23 protein-coding genes are annotated in these 18044 nt (G+C 68.2%); 6 read left to right on the plus strand and 17 right to left on the minus strand.

Annotated features, from left to right (window positions below):
• Positions 1-32 precede the first annotated feature (32 nt).
• The 4 genes from BLS81_RS17650 to BLS81_RS17665 are packed head-to-tail and all read left to right on the plus strand — an operon-like array spanning position 33 to position 4592.
• Complete coding sequence (locus tag BLS81_RS17650; protein WP_218123161.1) at positions 33-2096, plus strand: FUSC family protein; 2064 nt, start codon at positions 33-35, stop codon at positions 2094-2096.
• Positions 2093-2308 carry a DUF1656 domain-containing protein gene (locus tag BLS81_RS17655; RefSeq protein ID WP_093225859.1) on the plus strand — a complete coding sequence of 72 codons (216 nt, stop codon included), beginning with the start codon at positions 2093-2095 and terminating at the stop codon, positions 2306-2308. The genes BLS81_RS17650 and BLS81_RS17655 overlap by 4 nt, the downstream gene beginning before the upstream one ends.
• Positions 2305-3201, plus strand: a complete 897-nt coding sequence (locus tag BLS81_RS17660; RefSeq protein ID WP_093225860.1) for an HlyD family secretion protein — start codon at positions 2305-2307, stop codon at positions 3199-3201. The genes BLS81_RS17655 and BLS81_RS17660 overlap by 4 nt, the downstream gene beginning before the upstream one ends.
• Positions 3198-4592: an efflux transporter outer membrane subunit gene (locus tag BLS81_RS17665; RefSeq protein ID WP_093225862.1), complete on the plus strand. Its 1395-nt coding sequence runs from the start codon at positions 3198-3200 to the stop codon at positions 4590-4592. Before BLS81_RS17660 ends, BLS81_RS17665 begins: the two co-directional genes overlap by 4 nt.
• 121 nt (positions 4593-4713) lie before the next feature.
• Here BLS81_RS17665 and BLS81_RS17670 read toward each other — a convergent pair whose 3' ends face one another.
• Both BLS81_RS17670 and BLS81_RS17675 read right to left on the minus strand, forming a co-directional pair.
• A complete protein-coding gene (locus BLS81_RS17670) occupies positions 4714-5154 on the minus strand; it encodes a hypothetical protein (protein ID WP_093225863.1) in 441 nt (146 codons plus the stop codon).
• Entirely contained in the window at positions 5151-6590 is a 1440-nt protein-coding gene (locus BLS81_RS17675) for a hypothetical protein (protein WP_093225865.1), read from the minus strand. The genes BLS81_RS17670 and BLS81_RS17675 overlap by 4 nt, the downstream gene beginning before the upstream one ends.
• A gap of 167 nt (positions 6591-6757) precedes the next feature.
• On the opposite strand from BLS81_RS17675, the gene BLS81_RS17680 reads away from it, so the two are divergent.
• Complete coding sequence (locus BLS81_RS17680) at positions 6758-7960, plus strand: hypothetical protein (protein ID WP_093225866.1); 1203 nt, start codon at positions 6758-6760, stop codon at positions 7958-7960.
• 68 nt (positions 7961-8028) lie between these two features.
• Positions 8029-8601, plus strand: a complete 573-nt coding sequence (locus BLS81_RS17685) for a hypothetical protein (protein WP_093225868.1) — start codon at positions 8029-8031, stop codon at positions 8599-8601.
• Positions 8602-8643: 42 nt separating this feature from the next.
• On the opposite strand, the gene BLS81_RS17690 is transcribed toward BLS81_RS17685, so the two are convergent.
• The 15 genes from BLS81_RS17690 to BLS81_RS17755 all read right to left on the minus strand — a co-directional run bounded on the left by BLS81_RS17690 (position 8644) and on the right by BLS81_RS17755 (position 18017).
• Positions 8644-9054, minus strand: a complete 411-nt coding sequence (locus BLS81_RS17690; protein WP_093225869.1) for a hypothetical protein — start codon at positions 9052-9054, stop codon at positions 8644-8646.
• A 9-nt stretch (positions 9055-9063) separates the two neighbouring features.
• Entirely contained in the window at positions 9064-10152 is a 1089-nt protein-coding gene (locus tag BLS81_RS17695) for a DNA/RNA non-specific endonuclease (protein ID WP_093225871.1), read from the minus strand.
• A 31-nt stretch (positions 10153-10183) separates the two neighbouring features.
• The gene (locus BLS81_RS17700; protein WP_176787240.1) at positions 10184-11074 is read right to left on the minus strand and encodes a DUF1521 domain-containing protein; all 891 of its coding nucleotides are present in this window, start codon (positions 11072-11074) and stop codon (positions 10184-10186) included.
• A gap of 52 nt (positions 11075-11126) precedes the next feature.
• Positions 11127-11549 (minus strand): hypothetical protein, encoded by a 423-nt coding sequence (locus BLS81_RS17705; protein ID WP_093225874.1) that lies wholly within the window; start codon positions 11547-11549, stop codon positions 11127-11129.
• Positions 11550-11654: 105 nt separating this feature from the next.
• Positions 11655-11957, minus strand: coding sequence for a hypothetical protein (locus BLS81_RS17710; RefSeq protein ID WP_093225875.1), 303 nt, complete (start codon positions 11955-11957; stop codon positions 11655-11657).
• On the minus strand, positions 11954-12697 hold the full coding sequence (locus tag BLS81_RS17715; RefSeq protein WP_093225876.1) for a DUF6683 family protein: 744 nt from the start codon (positions 12695-12697) through the stop codon (positions 11954-11956). Before BLS81_RS17715 ends, BLS81_RS17710 begins: the two co-directional genes overlap by 4 nt.
• A gap of 101 nt (positions 12698-12798) precedes the next feature.
• Positions 12799-13392, minus strand: a complete 594-nt coding sequence (locus BLS81_RS17720; RefSeq protein ID WP_143023396.1) for a hypothetical protein — start codon at positions 13390-13392, stop codon at positions 12799-12801.
• Between the two features lie 152 nt (positions 13393-13544).
• Positions 13545-13907 (minus strand): helix-turn-helix domain-containing protein, encoded by a 363-nt coding sequence (locus tag BLS81_RS17725; protein WP_093225879.1) that lies wholly within the window; start codon positions 13905-13907, stop codon positions 13545-13547.
• Positions 13904-14689: a type III secretion system export apparatus subunit SctT gene (gene sctT, locus BLS81_RS17730; RefSeq protein ID WP_093225880.1), complete on the minus strand. Its 786-nt coding sequence runs from the start codon at positions 14687-14689 to the stop codon at positions 13904-13906. Before sctT ends, BLS81_RS17725 begins: the two co-directional genes overlap by 4 nt.
• A complete protein-coding gene (gene sctS, locus BLS81_RS17735; RefSeq protein WP_093225881.1) occupies positions 14686-14955 on the minus strand; it encodes a type III secretion system export apparatus subunit SctS in 270 nt (89 codons plus the stop codon). The genes sctT and sctS overlap by 4 nt, the downstream gene beginning before the upstream one ends.
• Positions 14956-15012: 57 nt before the next feature.
• Positions 15013-15663 carry a type III secretion system export apparatus subunit SctR gene (sctR, locus tag BLS81_RS17740; protein ID WP_093225882.1) on the minus strand — a complete coding sequence of 217 codons (651 nt, stop codon included), beginning with the start codon at positions 15661-15663 and terminating at the stop codon, positions 15013-15015.
• Positions 15663-15920: a FliM/FliN family flagellar motor switch protein gene (locus BLS81_RS20890; RefSeq protein ID WP_176787241.1), complete on the minus strand. Its 258-nt coding sequence runs from the start codon at positions 15918-15920 to the stop codon at positions 15663-15665. Before BLS81_RS20890 ends, sctR begins: the two co-directional genes overlap by 1 nt.
• A 20-nt stretch (positions 15921-15940) precedes the next feature.
• Entirely contained in the window at positions 15941-16579 is a 639-nt protein-coding gene (locus BLS81_RS20895; protein WP_176787242.1) for a hypothetical protein, read from the minus strand.
• Entirely contained in the window at positions 16576-16881 is a 306-nt protein-coding gene (locus BLS81_RS17750; RefSeq protein WP_093225884.1) for a FliO/MopB family protein, read from the minus strand. Before BLS81_RS17750 ends, BLS81_RS20895 begins: the two co-directional genes overlap by 4 nt.
• A complete protein-coding gene (locus tag BLS81_RS17755; protein ID WP_093225885.1) occupies positions 16878-18017 on the minus strand; it encodes an EscU/YscU/HrcU family type III secretion system export apparatus switch protein in 1140 nt (379 codons plus the stop codon). Before BLS81_RS17755 ends, BLS81_RS17750 begins: the two co-directional genes overlap by 4 nt.
• Between the last annotated feature and the right edge of the window lie 27 nt (positions 18018-18044).

The raw sequence follows: 18044 nt of genomic DNA on the forward strand, positions 1-18044 counted from the left end.
TGGGTCTTTGGCTATTTTATACGCACGGTTGGGTGGGGCCACGTCCAGCGCTACCAGCATTGGGCAAGCTGCTGCGCGCGCCCGCGCTGAGGGCCGATGCGGATGCGCTGCTGTTCTCGGCCAAGACATTCGCCGCGGCGATACTTGCCTATTACATCGCGCTGCGCATCGGGCTCTCCCGCCCGTCCTGGGCAATCATCACGGCGTATCTGGTTTCCCAAACCTCGGCCGGTGCGTCGCTCAGCCGCGGGGTCTATCGTCTGGCGGGCACACTGGTCGGTGCGGCGGCGACGGTGGCGATCATCCCGACCTTCGTCGGCGAGCCGATCGTTTGCAGCCTGGTGCTGGCCGGCTGGATCGGTTTCTGCCTGTTCCTGTCGCTGCTCGACCGCACCCCGCGCGCCTACGCGTTCGTGCTGTCCGGCTACACCGCCAGCCTGATCGGCTTTCCCGGCGTCGCCGAGCCGCAGGCGATCTTCGACACCGCGCTGCTCCGGGTGCAGGAAATCGGGCTTGGCATCCTGTGTGCGGTGCTGATCCACCGCGTCGTGATGCCCCGGCCAATGACGGGCCAGTTCGTGGGCAAGGTGGCGACGATGCTGCGCGATGCACGGCGCTTGGCCGGTGACGCGCTGAGCGGCGCCTCGGGCGTGCGACAGCGCGCCGACCGCCATCGCCTGGCACTCGATCTGCTCGCCCTGAACGGGCTGGCGACCCATCTCCCCTACGATCCGGCTACCGCCAAACCCCGTCGCGAGACGCTGCGGCGCCTGCACGATCGGCTGGCGCGGCTGCTCCCCTTGGCGACGGAAATCGAGGAGCGGCTGGCCGCAATGAACGACCCCGAGGCGCTGTCGGACTTACTGCGCGACATCGGCCACTGGATCGACGCTGCCGCTTCGCCGGATGCGGACGCTACCGCGCTCCTTCTGATCGATCGCGCATATCGTGCGCGGAAGGCGGCCTATGTCGAACCGGGGCGCGGGGGGAACCTGCCGACAGGCAATCTCGCGGGCCATCTCGCCGAGCTGGTCGGCCTCCTTCACGATTGTGACCGGCTGGGGCGTGAGATCACGAGCGGCCGTGCAGCACGAGATCGAGCGCGGTTCGGGGACATGGCGGCCACGGGCTATGTCCATCACCGCGACCCGGTCATGGCGGCACGTGTCGCAGCCGGTGCGGCCACCGGAATCCTGGCCGGCTGCCTGCTCTGGATCTGGTCGGCGTGGGCGGATGGCGGGCTGGCGGTATCGGTGCTGGGCGTCACCTGCGCCCTGTTCGGCAATGTCGACGCGCCGGCGCCCAACGTGCGCAAATACATGCTGGGATCGCTCTACGGCGTGGTGCTCAGCCTCGCGTACAGCTTCATCATCCTTCCGCGCGTCACGGACTTCCCGACGCTGGTCGCCGTTCTCGCACCGGCCTTCTTGTGGGGCGGATCGCTGCAGGCGCGGCCCGCCACCGCCTATATGGCGCTGGGTATCACGCTGACGATCCCGATCTTGTCCGGACTGGGCGCCCGCTATGCCGGCGATTTCGCCGAGGCGCTCAACAGCAGCGTGGCCTTGTTCGTGGCAACCGGCTTCGGGGCGGCGAGCATGAGCCTGCTCCAGACCATGCCCGCCGATACGGCGATCGAGCGCCTCTTGCGGTTGAGCCGCCGAGACGTTGCCCGGCGAGCGCTCGGCCGCGGACCCGCGGAGGCGGGCTGGACGAGCCTGATGGTCGACCGAACCGCACTGATCCTGCCACGCCTCGCCGCCTCGAAGCGGTCGCGCGCCGACACGCTCGACGAAATGGTGCGGCAGCTTCGCACCGGTCACGCTGCCGCCGGGCTGCGGCGCGCGCTGGGCGCGGCGCGTGGGGCGATCGACGATCAGGCGCGGCAAGTGCTCGGCAAGCTCGCCGGCGCTTTGGCAACCGGTTGCGATTTGAATGCCGCCGCGGCAGCCGAGTTGGACCAGCGCATCGAGACGCTGACGTTGCTCGCCGCAAACGACCCGAGCGAAGGCAGTTTGCGGCTCCTCGACCCGCTCCTTGATCTCCGTCAAGCGCTGGCCTCCGCTGCGGCGAGCGACCCGGAGCGCGCGGCGTGATCTCCGACCTGAACATCGAGGGCATCTTGGTTCCGGGGCTGCTGGTGCTGGCATGCCTTGCCCTGGTCGCGACGGTGATGCTGATGCGGCTTCTCGCCGTCACCGGCCTGTCGCGCCGCCTCGCTCTGCCGGCGCTCACCGAGATCGCCGTCTTCATCATCCTCTACGGCCTGCTCGTGCAGGCCCTGCCTGTGACCGGATCGTTCCTATGAAGCCGATTGTCTCGTTCCTCGCGCGCTACGGCGTCACGCTTGTCGTTGTGGCGGGTGCCGCCCTGGTCGGGTGGCAGCTCTGGGATCGGCATCAGCAGACGCCCTGGACGCGCGACGGTCATGTCCGTGCCGACGTGGTGCGGGTCTCGACCGATGTCGGTGGGCTCGTGACGCAGGTCATGGTTCGCGACAATGAGACGGTCCGCCCCGGACAGCTCCTGATCGTACTCGACCGACCGCGCCTCGCCGCAACGATCGAGCGCGCGGACGCCGCCATCGCCGAGGCGCGCGCGCAGCTCGATCAGGCGCGCAAGGAGGCCCGGCGCGATGTGGCCCTTGGCGACCTTGTCGCGACCGAAGCGCGCGAACAGAGCATTGCCAAGGTCAAGACGTCCGAAGCCGCGCTGACCCGCGCCATCGCCGACCGCAACGTCGCCAAGGTTGATATCCAGCGGACCGAAATTCGCGCGACCGTGGCGGGCATCGTCACCAACCTCGACATCCACCCGGGCGACTATCTTGTCGCCGGCGCGCAGGCGATGGCGCTGGTCGACACCGCCTCGTTTCGCGTCGAAGGGTATTTCGAGGAGACCAAGCTGCGTCGGGTGTCGATCGGTGACCGCGCCCGCGTTCGCCTGATGGGCGAGGACGCCGAGATCGGCGGCCGCGTCGAAAGCATCGCCGCCGCGATCGCCGACGATCAGCGCGATGACACCGGCAATCTGCTTCCGAAGGTCGCGCCGACCTTCTCCTGGGTCCGGCTTGCCCAGCGTATTCCCGTCCGCATCCATATCGACCGGGTGCCCGCCGGCATCCGCCTGATCGCGGGGCGGACGGCGACCGTGGAGATCCTTCCAACCATCGCGGCGCGGGCAGGGGGGCGGCGGTCGTGAAGCGCGCATCCGCCTTCCTGCCCGCCCTGCTTCTCGCCGCTTGTGTTGCCGGGCCGGACTATCACGTTCCCCCGGCAGCGATCGTCAACCGACCCGAAGCGGCGGCACCGTTCCTAGGTGGCAAAGAGGCAGGCGTGTCCCAGGCCGAGCTTCCGCCGCGCTGGTGGCGGCTCTATGGTGATCCCCGACTCGATGCCTATGTCGAGGAGGCGCTGGCGGCGAACACCGACCTTCGTGCTGCCGACGCCAACCTGCGCCGCGCCAGCGCGGTCGTTCGCGAAGCCGCCGCGGCACGGACCGTGAGCACCGGCTTGAACGGCCAGGCAACGGGCGGCCGGATCGGTGGACCGACCGCTGGCCTGCCGGCGCCGTTCAGTTACGCGCTCGGCTTCGACGTCGGCTATCCGCTGGACCTTGCAGGCGGCATCCGTCGCGGGATCGAGGCGGCGACGGCGCAAGCGGAGGCGGCCTTGGCGGCGCGCGATCAGGTGCGCGTCGTGGTCGCAGCCGCCGTTGCGCGGAATTATGCACGGGTCTGCACCGGTGGGGTGGCATTGTCCGCCGCGCGGCGCGTCGCCGCCATCCAGCACGCTACGCTGACTGTGGCGGTGCGGATGGCGCGCGGGGGGCGCGGCACCCGCTTCGACACCGACCGGGCGCGGGCGGCCGTATTCGCCAGCGAGGCCGCCATTCCCGACATACTTGCCGACCGCAAGGCCGCGCTGCTCGCACTGGCCGCGCTGATGGGCCGAACACCCTCCGAGTACCCGCGCGACCTCGAGACCTGCGCCGCGATACCGACGATCGCGCGGCCGATCCCGGTCGGGAATGGCGCGATGCTGCTCAGGCGCCGTCCGGACCTGCGAAAAGCCGAGCGTATGCTGGCCGCCGCCACAGCGGGCATCGGCGCCGCGGAAGCCGAGCTCTACCCGAACGTCAGCCTCGGCGGATCGGCCGGCACGGCTGCTTCCGTGGGTCGTGCTTTGGGACAGAGGTCGTTCGGGTTCAGCCTCGGGCCGCTCGTCTCCTGGTCATTCCCGAACAGGAAAGCGGTGCGCGCTCGGATCGAACAGGCCGGTGCCGATGCGGACGCCGCGCTGGCAGGCTTCGATGGCGCCGTGCTGGTCGCGCTGCAGCAGACGGAGACGGCGCTATCGGCATATGCGCGCGCAACGGACCGGCTGAGGGATCTCGAGCGGGCGGCAAACGCCGCCGCCGATGCCAGCGGCGATGCCGAAAGGCTGCAGCGGTTCGGCCGCACGCCCTTCCTCGACGTCCTGAACGCGCAGGCCGGTTACGCCGATGCCCAGGCGTCCCTGTCCGCCGCCCGCGCCAGCGTCGTCGATCGGCAGATCGATCTGTTCCTCGCGTTGGGCGGTGGGTGGGATTGATGGCGCATGAGCTGACCGGCCTTGTAGCGGCATGAATCTTCGATTGGCTCGGGTCGCCTTCAATGAGACAGCCGATTGCCGGCCTTCCGATAGCGAAAGAAGGATACGGACGCCGCATGCGTCACCCGCTCGCGCGCCCCGCCTGTTCGACCGAGCGGTCGCGCAGGATCAGCACGGGGATGTCGGATGCGATGCCGGGATCGACGCGTAGCACGGCGAACAGGTGTTTGCCGGTATGCCACGCGCGCAGCGTGCCGTAGCGCGGGGCGGAGCCGTCGAGCGCGACCGGCTGCCACCCCGGCGGTATGCCCGCGCCGATCGCTCCCCATAGTTTGCCGTCGTTGCCGGGCGCGACCGCATAGTCGCTGACGTCGAGCTTGCCCCAGGCGGGTTCGAGCCGATCGAGGCTCGCGAGCATCGCCACGACGCGGCGGTGGTTGACCGCGTCGCCATAGGGCGGCTCATCGTGCTGGACGAGGATCGCGGGCAGCGCGACCGGCGCCGGCGCGGGGTGGCAGGCGGCGGCGGTCATCGCCAACGCGAGCGCGAGCCGCAGCTTCAAGGCCGCGCCCGGCGCTGGACCGACGCGAGCGTGTCGTCGAACGCGCTCGACACCTGATCGCCGACGCCGAGTTCGCCGGTGCGCGCGTCAACCGGCAGTGCGGCGTTTTCGAGCCGGGTGCCGGCGTTGGCGGTCGGATCGGCGATCGCGGCGTTGACGGCGAACTGGACCCATTCCTTGGCCACGCTCGCGCCGGTGCCCACCGCTGCGGCGGCGGGGCCGCCGATCTTGGCCTTGTCGATGATGGTGAGCGCGGATTTGAGGATCGCGGTGACCTGCGCGCGCTGTTGCGCGACATCGCCCGACAGCGACTGCGCGCCCGCATAGACGCTGCCGACGAAATAGCCGAGCGCGCCGGCGTTCGGGCGCCGCTCCTGCGCGGTGTTGGCGACGGTGACGGTCTGGTCGAGGCGCGTGACCGGGTTCTCGGTGCCGGCGTTGCCGACTTGCAGCCGGCCCATTTGCGCGCCGAGCTCGGCCTCGCGGCCTTCGTGCAGCATCTCCTTGGCATAGGCCGAGAAGCTCGATCCGTCGGCAGTTGCCCGATTGTAGGTCAGTTCGCGCATGACGCCGGTCGTATCGCTGTCGATGATCCGGGTCAGCCCGTTGGTCATCTGCTGGAGCGCAGCGTCCTTGCCGACCACGGTGAGCCCGCCGATCACGCTGTTGGTGTCGCGCAGCGCGCGCATCGCCTGCACGCCCTGGTCGAACACCTGTGCCTTGAGATCGGCATCCCCCATGCTTGCGGCGGCCTGCATGATGCCCTCGAACGGACTGGCGTGCCACGTCATCGTATTGGCCGCGCCCGCACTCGAGGTTGTGGTGGTCATCTGCGCATCGACCGAGGAGGTCAGCACGTCGGGTAGGTGGGTGCCGAGCGCGCGGAACCCGGCCTCGGCCTGGGTGCCGCGCAAGCTGCCGAGCACCTGGCCGACCGCCGCGCCCTCGGCATCGCTGAAGCTGGTCTGGCTGAAGCCGAACCCGGTGTCGAGCCGCGCAGTGCTGTCGCCGGTGGCGCCGGCGAGCGCGTGGATGTAATCAACCTTGACCTGTGCGCTCGCATGGGTCGCGACCGCGCCGCCAAGTTGGGTCACCGCGCCGAAGGCGCCGTTCTTGTCCGTGCCGGCGAACGCGGTGCTGAGCGTGGCGAGATGCTGGCCGTCGAGCTTGCCGGCCATGTCGGCGAAGAACTGGCCGCGCTCGTCCGCGGACAGCCCGCCGAGCCCGAACGGGCTGCCGTCCTCCACCTCGCCAGCGATGCGGCCGAGTTCGCCGCTGTGCTGCAAACGGTCGATCAACTGGTTGGCCTGCGCCGGCGGGAGCGACGTGATCGTCGCGACCACCTGCTTGATCTCGCGGTTGGTCACGGGGTTGAGGAAGCCGGTCTCCATCTTCTGCGTGATGGTGTTGACGGCGTTGGAGACGGGATCGGTCACGTGCGGACTCCTCTCACGGGCTTGGCTTTCCCGGTATCGCAGGCTTCGTCGACGAACGCGCTAGTCGATGCGACTAGCGCGGCAGCGGCCGCTAATCGGATCGCTTATCGTGGCGCCGCGACGATGCCGCGTATCATCGCGCCATCCCCAGCGTGAAAGGTGACGCGATGAGCATCGAGATCGACACGGGCGTGCGGTCGCTCGGTCCGGCGGGCGGTATGCCGCCCGATCCGCTCGAAGTGCTCGCGCAGCGCGGCGATATCGACGCGTTGCGTGCGTATCTCGGCGAGCATCCCGGCCAGCGCGACGCGCTCGACAGCTTGCTGGTGCGCGCTTCGCGCTACGGCGACGTGTACGCGCTCGCCGAGGGTGAGCGGCGGGCGGCAGGACCACAGGCGGCAGCACCGGTCGATACCAAGCCGAAGCCCAAGCCCGTCGATTACGACACCCCGGTGTGGACCAAGACCAAGGTCGGCGACGGCCCGGCCTTCCCCGGCCGCAAACCCTCCGATACAAGCTACCGCCTGTCGGAAAGCGCCGCCTGGGGCGGGATGGTCGCGCAGGGCACGGTCAGCGAGTCCGAACAGCGCGTCATCAGTCGCATGGCCGATAATGAGGGGCGGCTGGATTCGGTGCAGTCCTACGACAACCAGATCGTCACGGTCGGGTCGATGCAGAAGACAATCAATCCGCAGGGGAGGGGCGAGTTCGCGCGCCAGGTGTTCGAATTCTCGCAATCGAACCCCGACGCCTATGCGTCGCTGTTCACGGAGCAGGGCTGGAGCGTCGAGAATAGCGGGAAGGGGACTGGCGACGGCGCCTATACGATGTCGCTGACCGTCGACGGCACCAAGATGACCGGCAATGCCCTTTCCGCCTACATCAAGGACGAGCAGCACCCCGATCACTGGATGACCGCGCTGTCGCCGCTCCAGAATGCGGGCCGCGATGCGGCTTTCCAGGCGAAGCAGATCGGCGATTTCGTCGCGAGGCTCGACAGCGCGCTGGCCAAGGTGCCGGCCAGCGCGGTGAAGGGGCAGAGCTATACCCGCCCGATTTCCGCCTATGTCACCTCGGAGCAGGGTGCGGCGCTGGTGCTGGACGAGAGCGTCAACCGACCCGCGCACGTGCCGAACACCTTCGGCAAAGCGCTCGACGCGTTTTTCGCGGATAACCCCAAGGCCGAGCGTGATCCGACGCTGTGGACAGCGGCGCAACGCGCGACGTATGAGCCGCGGATCGTTTCCAAGTACGAGGCGCAGCGCCTGGTGTCGCGCATGACCGATCCAGATCAGCGCGCCGCGCATATCACCGGTAAGGGTACGACGCTGAGTGCCGATCCCGGCAGCTTCGTGCGCGTGTCGCGCTGAAGCGCCTCCTCCTCGCGCTGCTGCTCGCCGCGGCCGCGCCGGCGCCGCACGCTTCGACGCGCTACGCGGTGTCCGGCACACCGGGCGCGACCAGCGCGATCACCATCATACCGGGCGGCGGCGGCAGGATCGTGGCGGACCGGCTGCTCGACCGGCCGACGCTGATCGCGAACGAGACGGATGCGTTCAGCGCGAACACGCTGCCGCGCGGCAGTTGCGGCTATGCCGCTGCGGCGCGGCCGTTCACCCGGCTGCGCGGTTATGATCGCAGCGGGCGGCTGGCGTGGAGCTGGGATCTGGCGCGGGAGCAGGTGGCGCTGCGGCTGCTCGGCACCGGCATCGACGATTGCCTGTCGCCCGATCACGCGCATCTGCTGGTCTTGATCTACGGGCTGGCGCCGGGCGATCTGTCGTTCAGCGAAGCGTTGCAAGCGCAGGGTGTGGTCGCGCTGGGACCACGGCACGGCTTCGTCCGTGCCAAGCCGAAGGGCGCGGCCGAAATGTTCGGCAACGCACGCCGCACCAGCGCGATCGGCTGGCGGCCGGGCGCACCTGCGACGCTCGATTATGAGGTCGATGCCGACGTCGATGGCGATGTCGTCAAGGCATCGACGGATTTCAGCACGCCGCTGGCGAGATAATTTCCGCTGGCGTGGCTTGGACCGTAGTAAAAGCAGGCGTGCTCACGCGCCCGCTTTCTCTTGGCGGTAATGATCGAGGTAGTGATCGAGCCGCTCCTCCTTCGCTTTGTCCCAGATGCCGTTGAGGCGCTTGGGCGCATCGTAGGAGAAGTGGAATGTGTACGTGCCCGGCTGGTCGATCTGCAGTTCGAAGCCGCCGAGTACCTCGCCCGCCGCCTTGCGCTGCTTGTAGAGATCGACGATCGCCGCGCGCGCGGCCTCGCTCAGATCGAACTGCGGGTCGCTCAGCGTGCCGGCTGCGTCGCGCGCCACCGCGAAGCTGACCGTGTCGAGCTGGTAGCCGTCGTCCTGCTCGGCGATCTCGACATCGGCGACGATCCGCTCCCACGCGGAGACCGGCACGGTGCGCACAACCTCGATGACGATGCGGTTCTGGAGGTCGGTCAGATCCACGGCTGGTCCTTACTTGTTGACGAAACTCTGCGTGCGCCACTTGCCGTCGTTGACGCGGTACGACGCGATGAAGTCGTCGGGCCGCTTGCTGGCGTTGGCACCCTCATATTTCGCCTCGATCTTCACTTCCACCGTATTGCCGGGCTTCGCGGCAATGTCGGCGACCGTGTTCTCGAAGCGCTTATAGGCGCCGGTGTTGAGGTTGGGGAGCCCATCGCCGATCGGCTTGCCGTTCCCCGGCACCACGTTGAGCCGGTTGGTCTGGCCGCCGAAGCGATCCGCGATGAGGTGGAAGCCGACATCGGTGTCACGGCCTTCATGGCCGATCTGGCTTTGCAGCGGATTGTCGTTGCGACCCGTCGGGGTGAGCGCGATCTTGCCCTCGGCGGTCTGGACGCGGCCCTTGGCATCGGTGGTATAAGCGTAGCTGCCATATTCGTAGCGGGTGTTCGCCGCCGCCTTATTGGCCGATGCGTTGAACTCGGCGGCGGTGGAGAAGCGCTTGACCGCGAGCTTCTCGCCGGCCTGGACCGCCTCGTCGGCGTGTTTGGCGACCGCGCCGGCGACCTCCGCGCTCGCTTTCTCGCCGCCTCGGATCAGCCCCTTGACGGCGTCACCGACGCCAGGGATGAAGCCGACCGCCGAGGCTGCGAGATTCGTCCAGCCGCCCGTTTCACCGTTCCAGATCTGGCCGATCGCATGGGCGGCGTCGCGCACGTCGGCGATCTGCCCGGCGATCGGCACGAAGCCCATCGCGACCTGCCCCGCGGTGGCGGACCAGCTCGGATTGCCGGCGAAATCGCCCTTCACCGCGCCTTCGAAGAACGACCCGATTCCTTCCTGTGAGTCCGCATGAAGCGCAGCGGCGAACTGGCCGCGCTCCACCGGGGTCATCTGCGCTTCGAGCGCGGTGGCGAGCGCCGCCGTCTTGGCTTCGTCACCGCCCGCCTGGGCCTTGACCGCCGCCGCCAGCGCGGGCGCGTCGAGCGCGCCGCCCAAGCGGTTGGCGGCGAGCAGGCTGGCGGCAAGGCTTGCCGATGCGCTGGCGCCGGGCGCGGTTCCGCCGATCCCGGCGGCGTTGGTGGCTTGAACACTCATGACGCTCTCCGCATCCTTTGGAGCCAATCGTTCAGGCGAAGGCCGCGCGCAGCGCAGCCGACTGGGCGACGCGCTGGGCGCCCGCCTCGAGTCCGGCGACCACCCCGAAGAACAGGAAGGTCGACAGCGCCTGGCTGACCTCGCCGAGGCTCGGCATCTCGCTGCCGGGGCCGTAGAGCTGACCCGGACGAGTCATGTCGAGATCGGCCTGGGTCGCCTGCTGTCCGGTCAGTTCGGAGGTCCAGCCGGTCGCCGTCTGGTCGAGGACATAACCGTCGCGCGTGGCGGCATCGAGCGCATAGCCGTCGTGCGACAACGAGACCGAAAGGTCGCCGAGGGTGTTCTGGCTGAGCCCGTTGATCTGGAGCGCCTGATCGCCCTTGGTGATCGTCACCGCGTTGGCGACGTACATGCTCGGATTGGCAGCATATTGTTCGGTATTGATGGTGATCTTGGTGCCGTTGCCGAGCGTGAAGGTGGTGGTGCCCCAGAAATCGAACTTGTGCTCGCCGTTCACCTCGACGTGCGGATCGCCCCAGATCTTGGTGGTCTCGCCGGTGTTGGCGTCGTGGATCACCATTTGCGAGTTGTTCTCGTCGAGTTGCAGCGTGTAGCCATCGCCGAGGTCGACGTCCGCCGTGCCCTGGCCTTGCAGCGTCGCGGTCCATTCGGCGCCGGGGGTCGGCGCGAATTCGGGTGCGGCGCTCGCCTGTTCGGGCTGCTGCATCGTGCCGCCGCGCATCGCCAGCAGCATCGGCAGCACCGCGAAGGCGAAGGCGTTGGCGACGAGCGGGTTGACGGCGGTGCCGAGGACGCCGGGGGAAAGCTGGATCGCCTGTCCCTCGACGGCGCGGTTCGGCGCGGTTTGCGGGGCAAGCGTCGCCTGGAGCGTCAGGCCGGTGTTGAAGAGCAGGTCGGTCATCATGCCATCTCCTTGTGCCTGGCCCGCCGCGTCCGGCATGCGGGCGGGTGGGTTAGCGTGCGTCGCTGATCGTCGCCGCCGCGCGTTCGAACGAGGCGCTGACCGCCTCGATATCGTGAGCATTGAAGTCGGCGATCGCGCTGTCGACTCGGTCCAGCGTGCGGCCGTCGGCGAACGCGGCCATGTCGGCGGCGACGGCGCCGGCGAAACTCTCCATCGCGCGGTACAGCGTGCCGACGGCGGCCGGGTTGCCGTTCGGGAATGCCGCCGCGACCGTGTCGGCGAGCGCACGTACGCCGTAATTTTCAGCAACGTTGCCGGGCCGGGCGGGGGCGAGCAGCAACTGGCCAGCGATATGTCCCACCACCGCGACCGCGATCGAGCGCGCGCTCGCCTGGGCGACGTCTGCGCCACCGCTATCGCCAGCGCGGCCAAGCGCGCTGATCTGGGAGGCGGAAATCGGGGCGATCGTCATGGTCTCATCTCGTCGGTTGATGCGAGAGTAAGACCATATTCGACGGTGGATTGGGCTCCGCGATCCGATTAGGCGGCTAGTCGGATCGACTAGCCGCCACCGTCTTCAATAATACCCGGCCGCGCGGCAGAGCCGGAACAGGTGTTGGGTCGCCGGGTGATCCATGCCGAGGTTCGAGGCGACGGTGTAGCGGCGCGCGCATTTCGCGCGAGCGCTTGCTTCCGAAGTGCTCATCGGTGGTGCGCGGCGCGTGCCGCGATGTCGCAGGCTGTGTTGCACCGCCGCGCCGCCGGCCCAGCCGGTCATCGCCCCGGGGTCGAGCGCGGGGCCGATATCTTGCGCGAACACCGGGAGGGGCAGGGCGGCGATGGCCAGCGCCAAGGCAAGGATGCGGGTCGCCCGTTTCATGCCGGCACCAGCCCCTGATCGGTCAGCGCCATGCCGCGCAGATCGAAGCCGTAGGAATTGCGTGCGCCCTGCGCGACCGTTTCCGCGATCTTGGGGCGAAGCTCAGGGTTCTTCTTCGCCTGCTCGGCGACGCTGCTCAGGATCATGGCCTGGATCAGGTTCGCCTCGCTGAGTTGCTGCTTCATCGCGTCGCTTGCACTAGCGAATTCCGGGGTCGCGCCGATCGCGCGGGCGAGTTGGTCGCGCAGGCCGTGCAACTGGCCCGGCGTAGGGTCGCTGGTATCGGCGCGGATCGTGTACCAGGCGGTGGCCAGATACACGGCCAGCGCGTCAGCGACATTGGTGGTGCGCATGCCGTATCGGTCCATCCATTTCTGCGCCTCGGCCATCACGTCGGTGGTGGCGAGGAGATGTTCGAGTTGGCTGGCACCCTGCGGATCTACCACACGCGTCTTCGCGATGAATTGTGCGTAATTGGCTTTGCGCACCGCCGGATCGGGCCGGAACGACACCGCGGCCGTCGGCGGCAGCGGGGCGTCGGAAGCATGCGGCGTGGCGAGCAGACCGCGCATTGGCAGCGGCGCCTGTGCCGCGCGCCGTTCGAGATCGTGCTGGACGGCGGCGCCCCCGGCCCAGCCGACCATCAAGCCTGGGTCCAGCGCCGGGCCGATATCCTGCGCAGCGGCGGGGGCCGAGCCGCAGGCGGCGGCGAGGATGAGCAAGGTTCGCGAAAAACGCATGGCCAATCTCCAGACAATCGGGAATCGTTGCTGAAAAGAAACGGGGCTCCACGACCTTCGTCGTGGAACCCCGCGAGGAAAACACTTTTGCGGTGAAGCGCTTACTGCTTGCGGGCAGTCGACGACATACCTTCGCCGATCGACTTGAGCGCGGTGCTCGCGGCGTTGAACAGGATACTGAACTGCTGCGACAAAGCGCTGAACTTCGTGGTGATGTCCGGCGTATCCTTGCTGATCTTGCCGGCCATGTCGTTCATGTCCTGCGCCATGCCGTTGAGCTGCTTGCCCAGCGCCTCGGCGATCGCCATCAGCCAGCCGCCCTTGTTCGCGACCTTTTCGCCCTGCTTGCCGAGATCGACCGCCATGTCGTTGATCGAATCGTTGATGGTGCGCTGCAGGTCGCCTTCCTGCGCCGGGCTGCCACCGAACGCATCGGAGAAGCCGCTGACCGCTTCTTGCACGTTCTGGAACGCGCCGGCCTGATCGCCCATCGCGCCAGCGAAAGCGCCCTGCGCGAGATCGATGGTCGATTGCGGCAGGCCGAGCTGCTGGCCGAGCTGCTGGATGACCTGCTGGCCGATCGACGACGCGAGCGTCTTTACCGCCAGCGCGGCCCAGCCGGTCGGGCCGGTCGCCAGCATGGCTAGGTTGGCCGGGTTTGTGAACACGTTGGTAATGCCACCGAGAAAGCTCATCATGTCCTCCAACGATTGAGGGGCGGCCCTGAGGGGGAGTGGGGTTGCCGCCGTTTGCGAAATTGTCCGCCGGGTGATCCGACGCCGATCCTTATCCGCGCTTTTGCCGTCGTCCGCGCTCACCGATCCGACTAGCGGCCTAGTCGGATCGCTTAGGTGAGCGGGTGGAAGAGCAGTCCCGCCAGCGCGTTCAGTTCGCGCACGCCGTCGAGTTCGAGTTTGCGGCACATGTTGTTGAGGTGGACGCGCACGGTATTCTCGCTGATCGCGAGTAACGTCGCGATGTCGGCATTGGCACGACCCCAGCCGAGAAAGCGCAGCACCGCGACTTCGGACTTGGTCAGCGTCGCGATGCTGTCGAGATGCCGTTCGGGGATGCGCGCGCGGGGGATGCGGAAATCGCCGACACTGCGCTCCTCCTCGGCAGCGCGGTCGTCGGCCTTGCGCAGCAGCCGCATCAACTCGCGCAGCCGCGCTTCCTCCTCCAGGTCGATGCCGAGCGCGGGCGCGTTCATCGTGCCAGCACCTCGACGAGCTGCCGCGCGACGTCGCTGCGGCTCGCCACCTCGGTGATGACGGCCTGGGCGAAGGCGGGGATCAGCGTGACCAGCAAGATCGTCGCCGCCCAGCTCTTGAGCGAGAGCGACAGCGTGAACACGTTGAGCTGCTGCGCGAACCGGTTAAGCAGGCCGAGCCCGGCGTCGATCACGTACAGCAAGGTCAGGACGGGCGCCGCGAACAGCATCGCGAGCATCACCAGCCGGCCGAATTCGCCTTCGAACAGCAGCAGCCCGTGCATGTCGAGATCGGGCCAGTCGGCCGCCATCGGCCAGATCGCATAGCTCTGCATGATCGCGCCGACGAACAGCGACAGCCCGCCCACCGACATGAACACCACGTTGGCGAGGCGCCCGAGCAGCGCGCCATTGAGCGAGGTCTGGTTACCGCCGAGTGGCTCGACGATCTGGCCGATGGTGGAGCCGATCTTGGCGTCGATGATCTCGCCCGCCGCCTCCATCGCCCACAGCATCGTTCCGAAGAAGAAGCCGATCACGACACCGACCACCGCCTCCTTGAGCAGCAACCGGACCCACCCGAACGCGCCGAGCAGCGCTGGCTCGACATGCGGCTGCATCGTGAACGCGACCCCGCCGAGCGTGAGGATGATGCAGTTGCGCACCGTGGACGGGATCAGATCCTGTGCGAACATCGGCACCAGCGCGAAGGCGAAGCCGAACCGCGCCGATGCGACTGCCACCAGCAGGATCTGGTCGAACCACGCGCCCCCTGCGGTCATCCGCGCACCATGCCGGCGAAGCCGCTGAAGATCGTGTCGGCGAACTGGTAGAGGCTGCCCGCGAGCAGCGAGGCGGTGACGAACAGCGTCGCGACGATCGAGAAGAACTTGAGCGTATATTGCAGCGTCTGTTCCTGAAGCTGCGTCGCCGCCTGGATGATGGCGACGAGCAACCCCACCGCCGACGCGGCAATGATCGGCGGTGCGGAGAGCAAGAGCACCAGCCACAGCGCCTGCACGGTGATGTTGACGATCGAATCGGTCATGCGCGTGCCCCCGCGCCGCCCGGCGAGAGCGACGCCGCGCGATCGATGCGGCGCACGTCACACATAGCTCAGCACCAGCCCGTGGCTGATCTTCACCCAGCCATCGACCAGCACGAACAGCAGCAGCTTGAACGGCAGCGAGATCGTCACCGGCGACAGCATCATCATGCCAAGCGCGAGCAGGATGTTGGAGATGACGAGATCGATGATCAGGAAGGGCAGGAAGATGAGGAAACCGATCTGGAAGGCGACGGTGAGTTCCTTCACCACGAACGCCGGGATGACGATGATGAAGTCGCTCGCCGAGGCCACCTGCGTGCCGCTCTTCTGTGCGACCCGCTGCTCGGTCCGCAGGAAGAACTCGCGCTCGGCGGGGTCGCTGTGTTTGAGCAGGAAGGCGCGCAGCGGTTCCTTGGCCTTGTCGGCGGCGGCGAACAACTGGTCGGTCTGCGCGGGCACCTTGGTCGTGCCGGCAGACGCCTGCATCTGCTGCATCGTCGGGTACATCACGTAGAGCGACAGGATCAGCGCGAGCCCGTTGAGCACCATGTTGGGCGGCACCTGCTGCAGCCCGAGCGCGTTTCGGATCAGGCTGAGCACCACCACGATCTTGGTGAAAGACGTTACCATCACTGCGAAGAAGGGTGCGAGCGCGAGCAGTACGACGACGACCAGCGCCGAGCCGGGTGTGAATTGCGAGAGATCCATCACGCATCGCCCGCGATGAGCACGCCGTAGCCGTCGCCGATCGCGACGAGCGTGCCGCGCGCGAGGGGGCGGCCGCTGGCGAGGATCCGCACCGCGATACTGCCGCCGTCGCTGCCGATCGGCAGCACCGCCCCTTCGCGCAGCGCTTGCAGGCGGTCGAGGGGCACAACGCTGTCCTCGATCTCGATGGTGAGCGGAACGTTGAAGGTGGCATCGGGCGCCGGCTGCGGCGCGGGGGCTGCGGAACTATCCTGCATCAAAGGCTCCTCGGGCGGGGTCACGCGGGGATGAAACGAGCGGCGGCCGGATCGAACCGGCCGGCGAGCGGGGCTTGGCCGGACACGTGCAGCGTCGCGGCGAGCGGATTTTCGAGCAGCAGCAGGTCGCCCGGCGCGAGGCTGGCGGCGGCGTGCGGCGCGAGGCGCGGCCCGGCGATCCGCACCGCCACGCGCACACTGACGCCGCCCAACAGTTCGGGCGCGAACTCGGGCGCGGCGGGGTGCAGCATGAGCGTGAGCGGCAGCGCGAGCAGCAGGCGCTGGCGCGCGATACCCTCGGCGAGCGCCGTCACCTCCACGATCGGCGTGTGCGCGGGCGCCTCCACCAGCCGCTCGGGCACGAGCGCGATGCCGAGCCCGAGTTCGATTTCGCGGAGCAGCGGCTCGCATGCCTCAAGCGCCTCCGCCGCGGTGGGGCCGTCGTCAGCGAGGAGACGCGCGTCGCGGCCGTCGCGCAGCAGCAGCGCGAACGCAGCCTCGTTCGCACATGCATACCACCAGCGTGCGGTCGACGGCGCGGCCGGGATGCGCGCGACGAGCGTTCCGTCCGCACAGCGCCGCCCGGACAGCGCGGCAGGCACCGTCTCGCGCAGGCGCGCTTCGGCGGGATCGAGCCGGGGCAGGCGATCGAGCATCATCGTAGATCCTCCTGGGCGATGGCACCGGGGTCATCCTCGGGCCAGCGGGCGAGCAGGCTGATGCCGCCGGCGGTCACGCCGAGCAGCATCGTCTCGCCGCGTACCGCAACCATCACCACGCGCTCGGTCTGGCCGAGCGGCATCGCGCGCAGGAAGCGGATCGGGCGCTCGCCGCCGTCCTCCTTGCCCTGGAAACGATCCTGCCAGGTGCGCAGCGCCTTGAGCAGCACCCAGGCGAGCCCGAGCACGACTGCGAGCGCGATCACCACCGCGAACAGGCTGGAGAGCAATGCGCCGGTCATAGTCCGAACTCCTGCGCGTCTTCGCGGTGCAGTGGCGCATCGCCAGCGCGGGCGCGCTTTGCCCATAGGATGATCTCGGCAATCGCATCGAACAGCGGCTCGGGTATGATCGCGCCCGCCTCGCCGGTGGCGAAGATGGTGCGGGTAAGCCCGATGTTGCGCACGATCGGCACGCCATTTTCCTCGGCACGGGCGCGCATCGCGGCGGCAAGCGGCCCTTCGCCCTTGGCCGCGATCACCGGCACCGGGCAGGCGCCCGGATCATAGTCGAGCGCGATCGCGAGATGAGTCGGGTTGACGAGTAGCACGTTGGCCGCGCCAGCCGCGCCGATCGCGTTCTGGTTGGCATATTCCTCGTGCATCTGGCGGCGCTGCTGCCGCAGCAGCGGATCGCCCTCGCTATCCTTATGCTCCTGCCGGATGTCGCGGCGGCTCATTTTGAGCTTCTTGATGAACGTGTGGTGCGCGTAGATCCGGTCGGCGAACGCGACGAGCAGGAACACCGCGGTCGTCCAGCCGATCAGTTGCAACGTCACCGATTGGCTGAGCGCGAAGATCTGCGCGGCGACCTGCGGGCCACTCGATTGTACCGGAGACCATGCGGCGGCGTTGAGCAACTCGCCGAGCGCGCCGAACGAGCCGCGCATTACCGCCACGACGATCGCGAGGATCAGCAGCGCCTTGACCAAGGTCTTCGCGAGCTCGACCAGATTGTCCATGCTGAACATCTTCTTGAGCCCCTCTATGGGGTTCATCTTGTCGAGCGTCGGCTTCATCTTGTCGGTGGTGAGGATCACGCCGGTCTGGAAGAACTCGGCGGCCAGCCCGGCGATCGCCGCCGGCACCAGCGTCATCGCGGCGATGCCGAGCAGCAGCGTGACCGCGTTCCAGCCGACCAGCGGCAAGGCCGTGGCGAACGGCACCGTGACCGCGCGATCGAGCGTCATCGTCGTGAAATCGGCGATGCGGCCGCCGAGCAGCCCCGCCGCCGTCGCGAACAGCGCCAGCCACACGACCATGCCGAGCGCCGCGCCAAAATCCTTGGACTTGGCGACGTCGCCCTTCTTGCGCGCATCGCGCAATCGCTTCGCGGTCGGCTTCTCGGTCTTGTCGCCGCCGTCGTTCTTGTCGGCCATAATAGCTTCCCGGATCGGGCGCGATCA

The sequence above is a fragment of the Sphingomonas sp. NFR15 genome (assembly GCF_900103265.1).
GTDB lineage: Bacteria > Pseudomonadota > Alphaproteobacteria > Sphingomonadales > Sphingomonadaceae > Sphingomonas > Sphingomonas pollutisoli.

Bases quoted from the DNA above. Each gene is read 5' to 3' on its own strand.
- BLS81_RS17705 (WP_093225874.1), bottom strand. From the start codon at position 11,549: ATGACGATCGCCCCGATTTCCGCCTCCCAGATCAGCGCGCTTGGCCGC.
- BLS81_RS17715 (WP_093225876.1), bottom strand. From the start codon at position 12,697: ATGCGTTTTTCGCGAACCTTGCTCATCCTCGCCGCCGCCTGCGGCTCG.
- BLS81_RS17755 (WP_093225885.1), bottom strand. From the start codon at position 18,017: ATGGCCGACAAGAACGACGGCGGCGACAAGACCGAGAAGCCGACCGCG.
- BLS81_RS17720 (WP_143023396.1), bottom strand. From the start codon at position 13,392: ATGAGCTTTCTCGGTGGCATTACCAACGTGTTCACAAACCCGGCCAAC.
- BLS81_RS17710 (WP_093225875.1), bottom strand. From the start codon at position 11,957: ATGAAACGGGCGACCCGCATCCTTGCCTTGGCGCTGGCCATCGCCGCC.
- sctT (WP_093225880.1), bottom strand. From the start codon at position 14,689: ATGACCGCAGGGGGCGCGTGGTTCGACCAGATCCTGCTGGTGGCAGTC.
- BLS81_RS17680 (WP_093225866.1), top strand. From the start codon at position 6,758: ATGAGCATCGAGATCGACACGGGCGTGCGGTCGCTCGGTCCGGCGGGC.
- BLS81_RS17700 (WP_176787240.1), bottom strand. From the start codon at position 11,074: ATGACCGACCTGCTCTTCAACACCGGCCTGACGCTCCAGGCGACGCTT.
- sctS (WP_093225881.1), bottom strand. From the start codon at position 14,955: ATGACCGATTCGATCGTCAACATCACCGTGCAGGCGCTGTGGCTGGTG.
- BLS81_RS17660 (WP_093225860.1), top strand. From the start codon at position 2,305: ATGAAGCCGATTGTCTCGTTCCTCGCGCGCTACGGCGTCACGCTTGTC.
- BLS81_RS17750 (WP_093225884.1), bottom strand. From the start codon at position 16,881: ATGACCGGCGCATTGCTCTCCAGCCTGTTCGCGGTGGTGATCGCGCTC.
- BLS81_RS20890 (WP_176787241.1), bottom strand. From the start codon at position 15,920: ATGCAGGATAGTTCCGCAGCCCCCGCGCCGCAGCCGGCGCCCGATGCC.
- BLS81_RS17725 (WP_093225879.1), bottom strand. From the start codon at position 13,907: ATGAACGCGCCCGCGCTCGGCATCGACCTGGAGGAGGAAGCGCGGCTG.
- BLS81_RS20895 (WP_176787242.1), bottom strand. From the start codon at position 16,579: ATGATGCTCGATCGCCTGCCCCGGCTCGATCCCGCCGAAGCGCGCCTG.
- sctR (WP_093225882.1), bottom strand. From the start codon at position 15,663: ATGGATCTCTCGCAATTCACACCCGGCTCGGCGCTGGTCGTCGTCGTA.
- BLS81_RS17695 (WP_093225871.1), bottom strand. From the start codon at position 10,152: ATGAGTGTTCAAGCCACCAACGCCGCCGGGATCGGCGGAACCGCGCCC.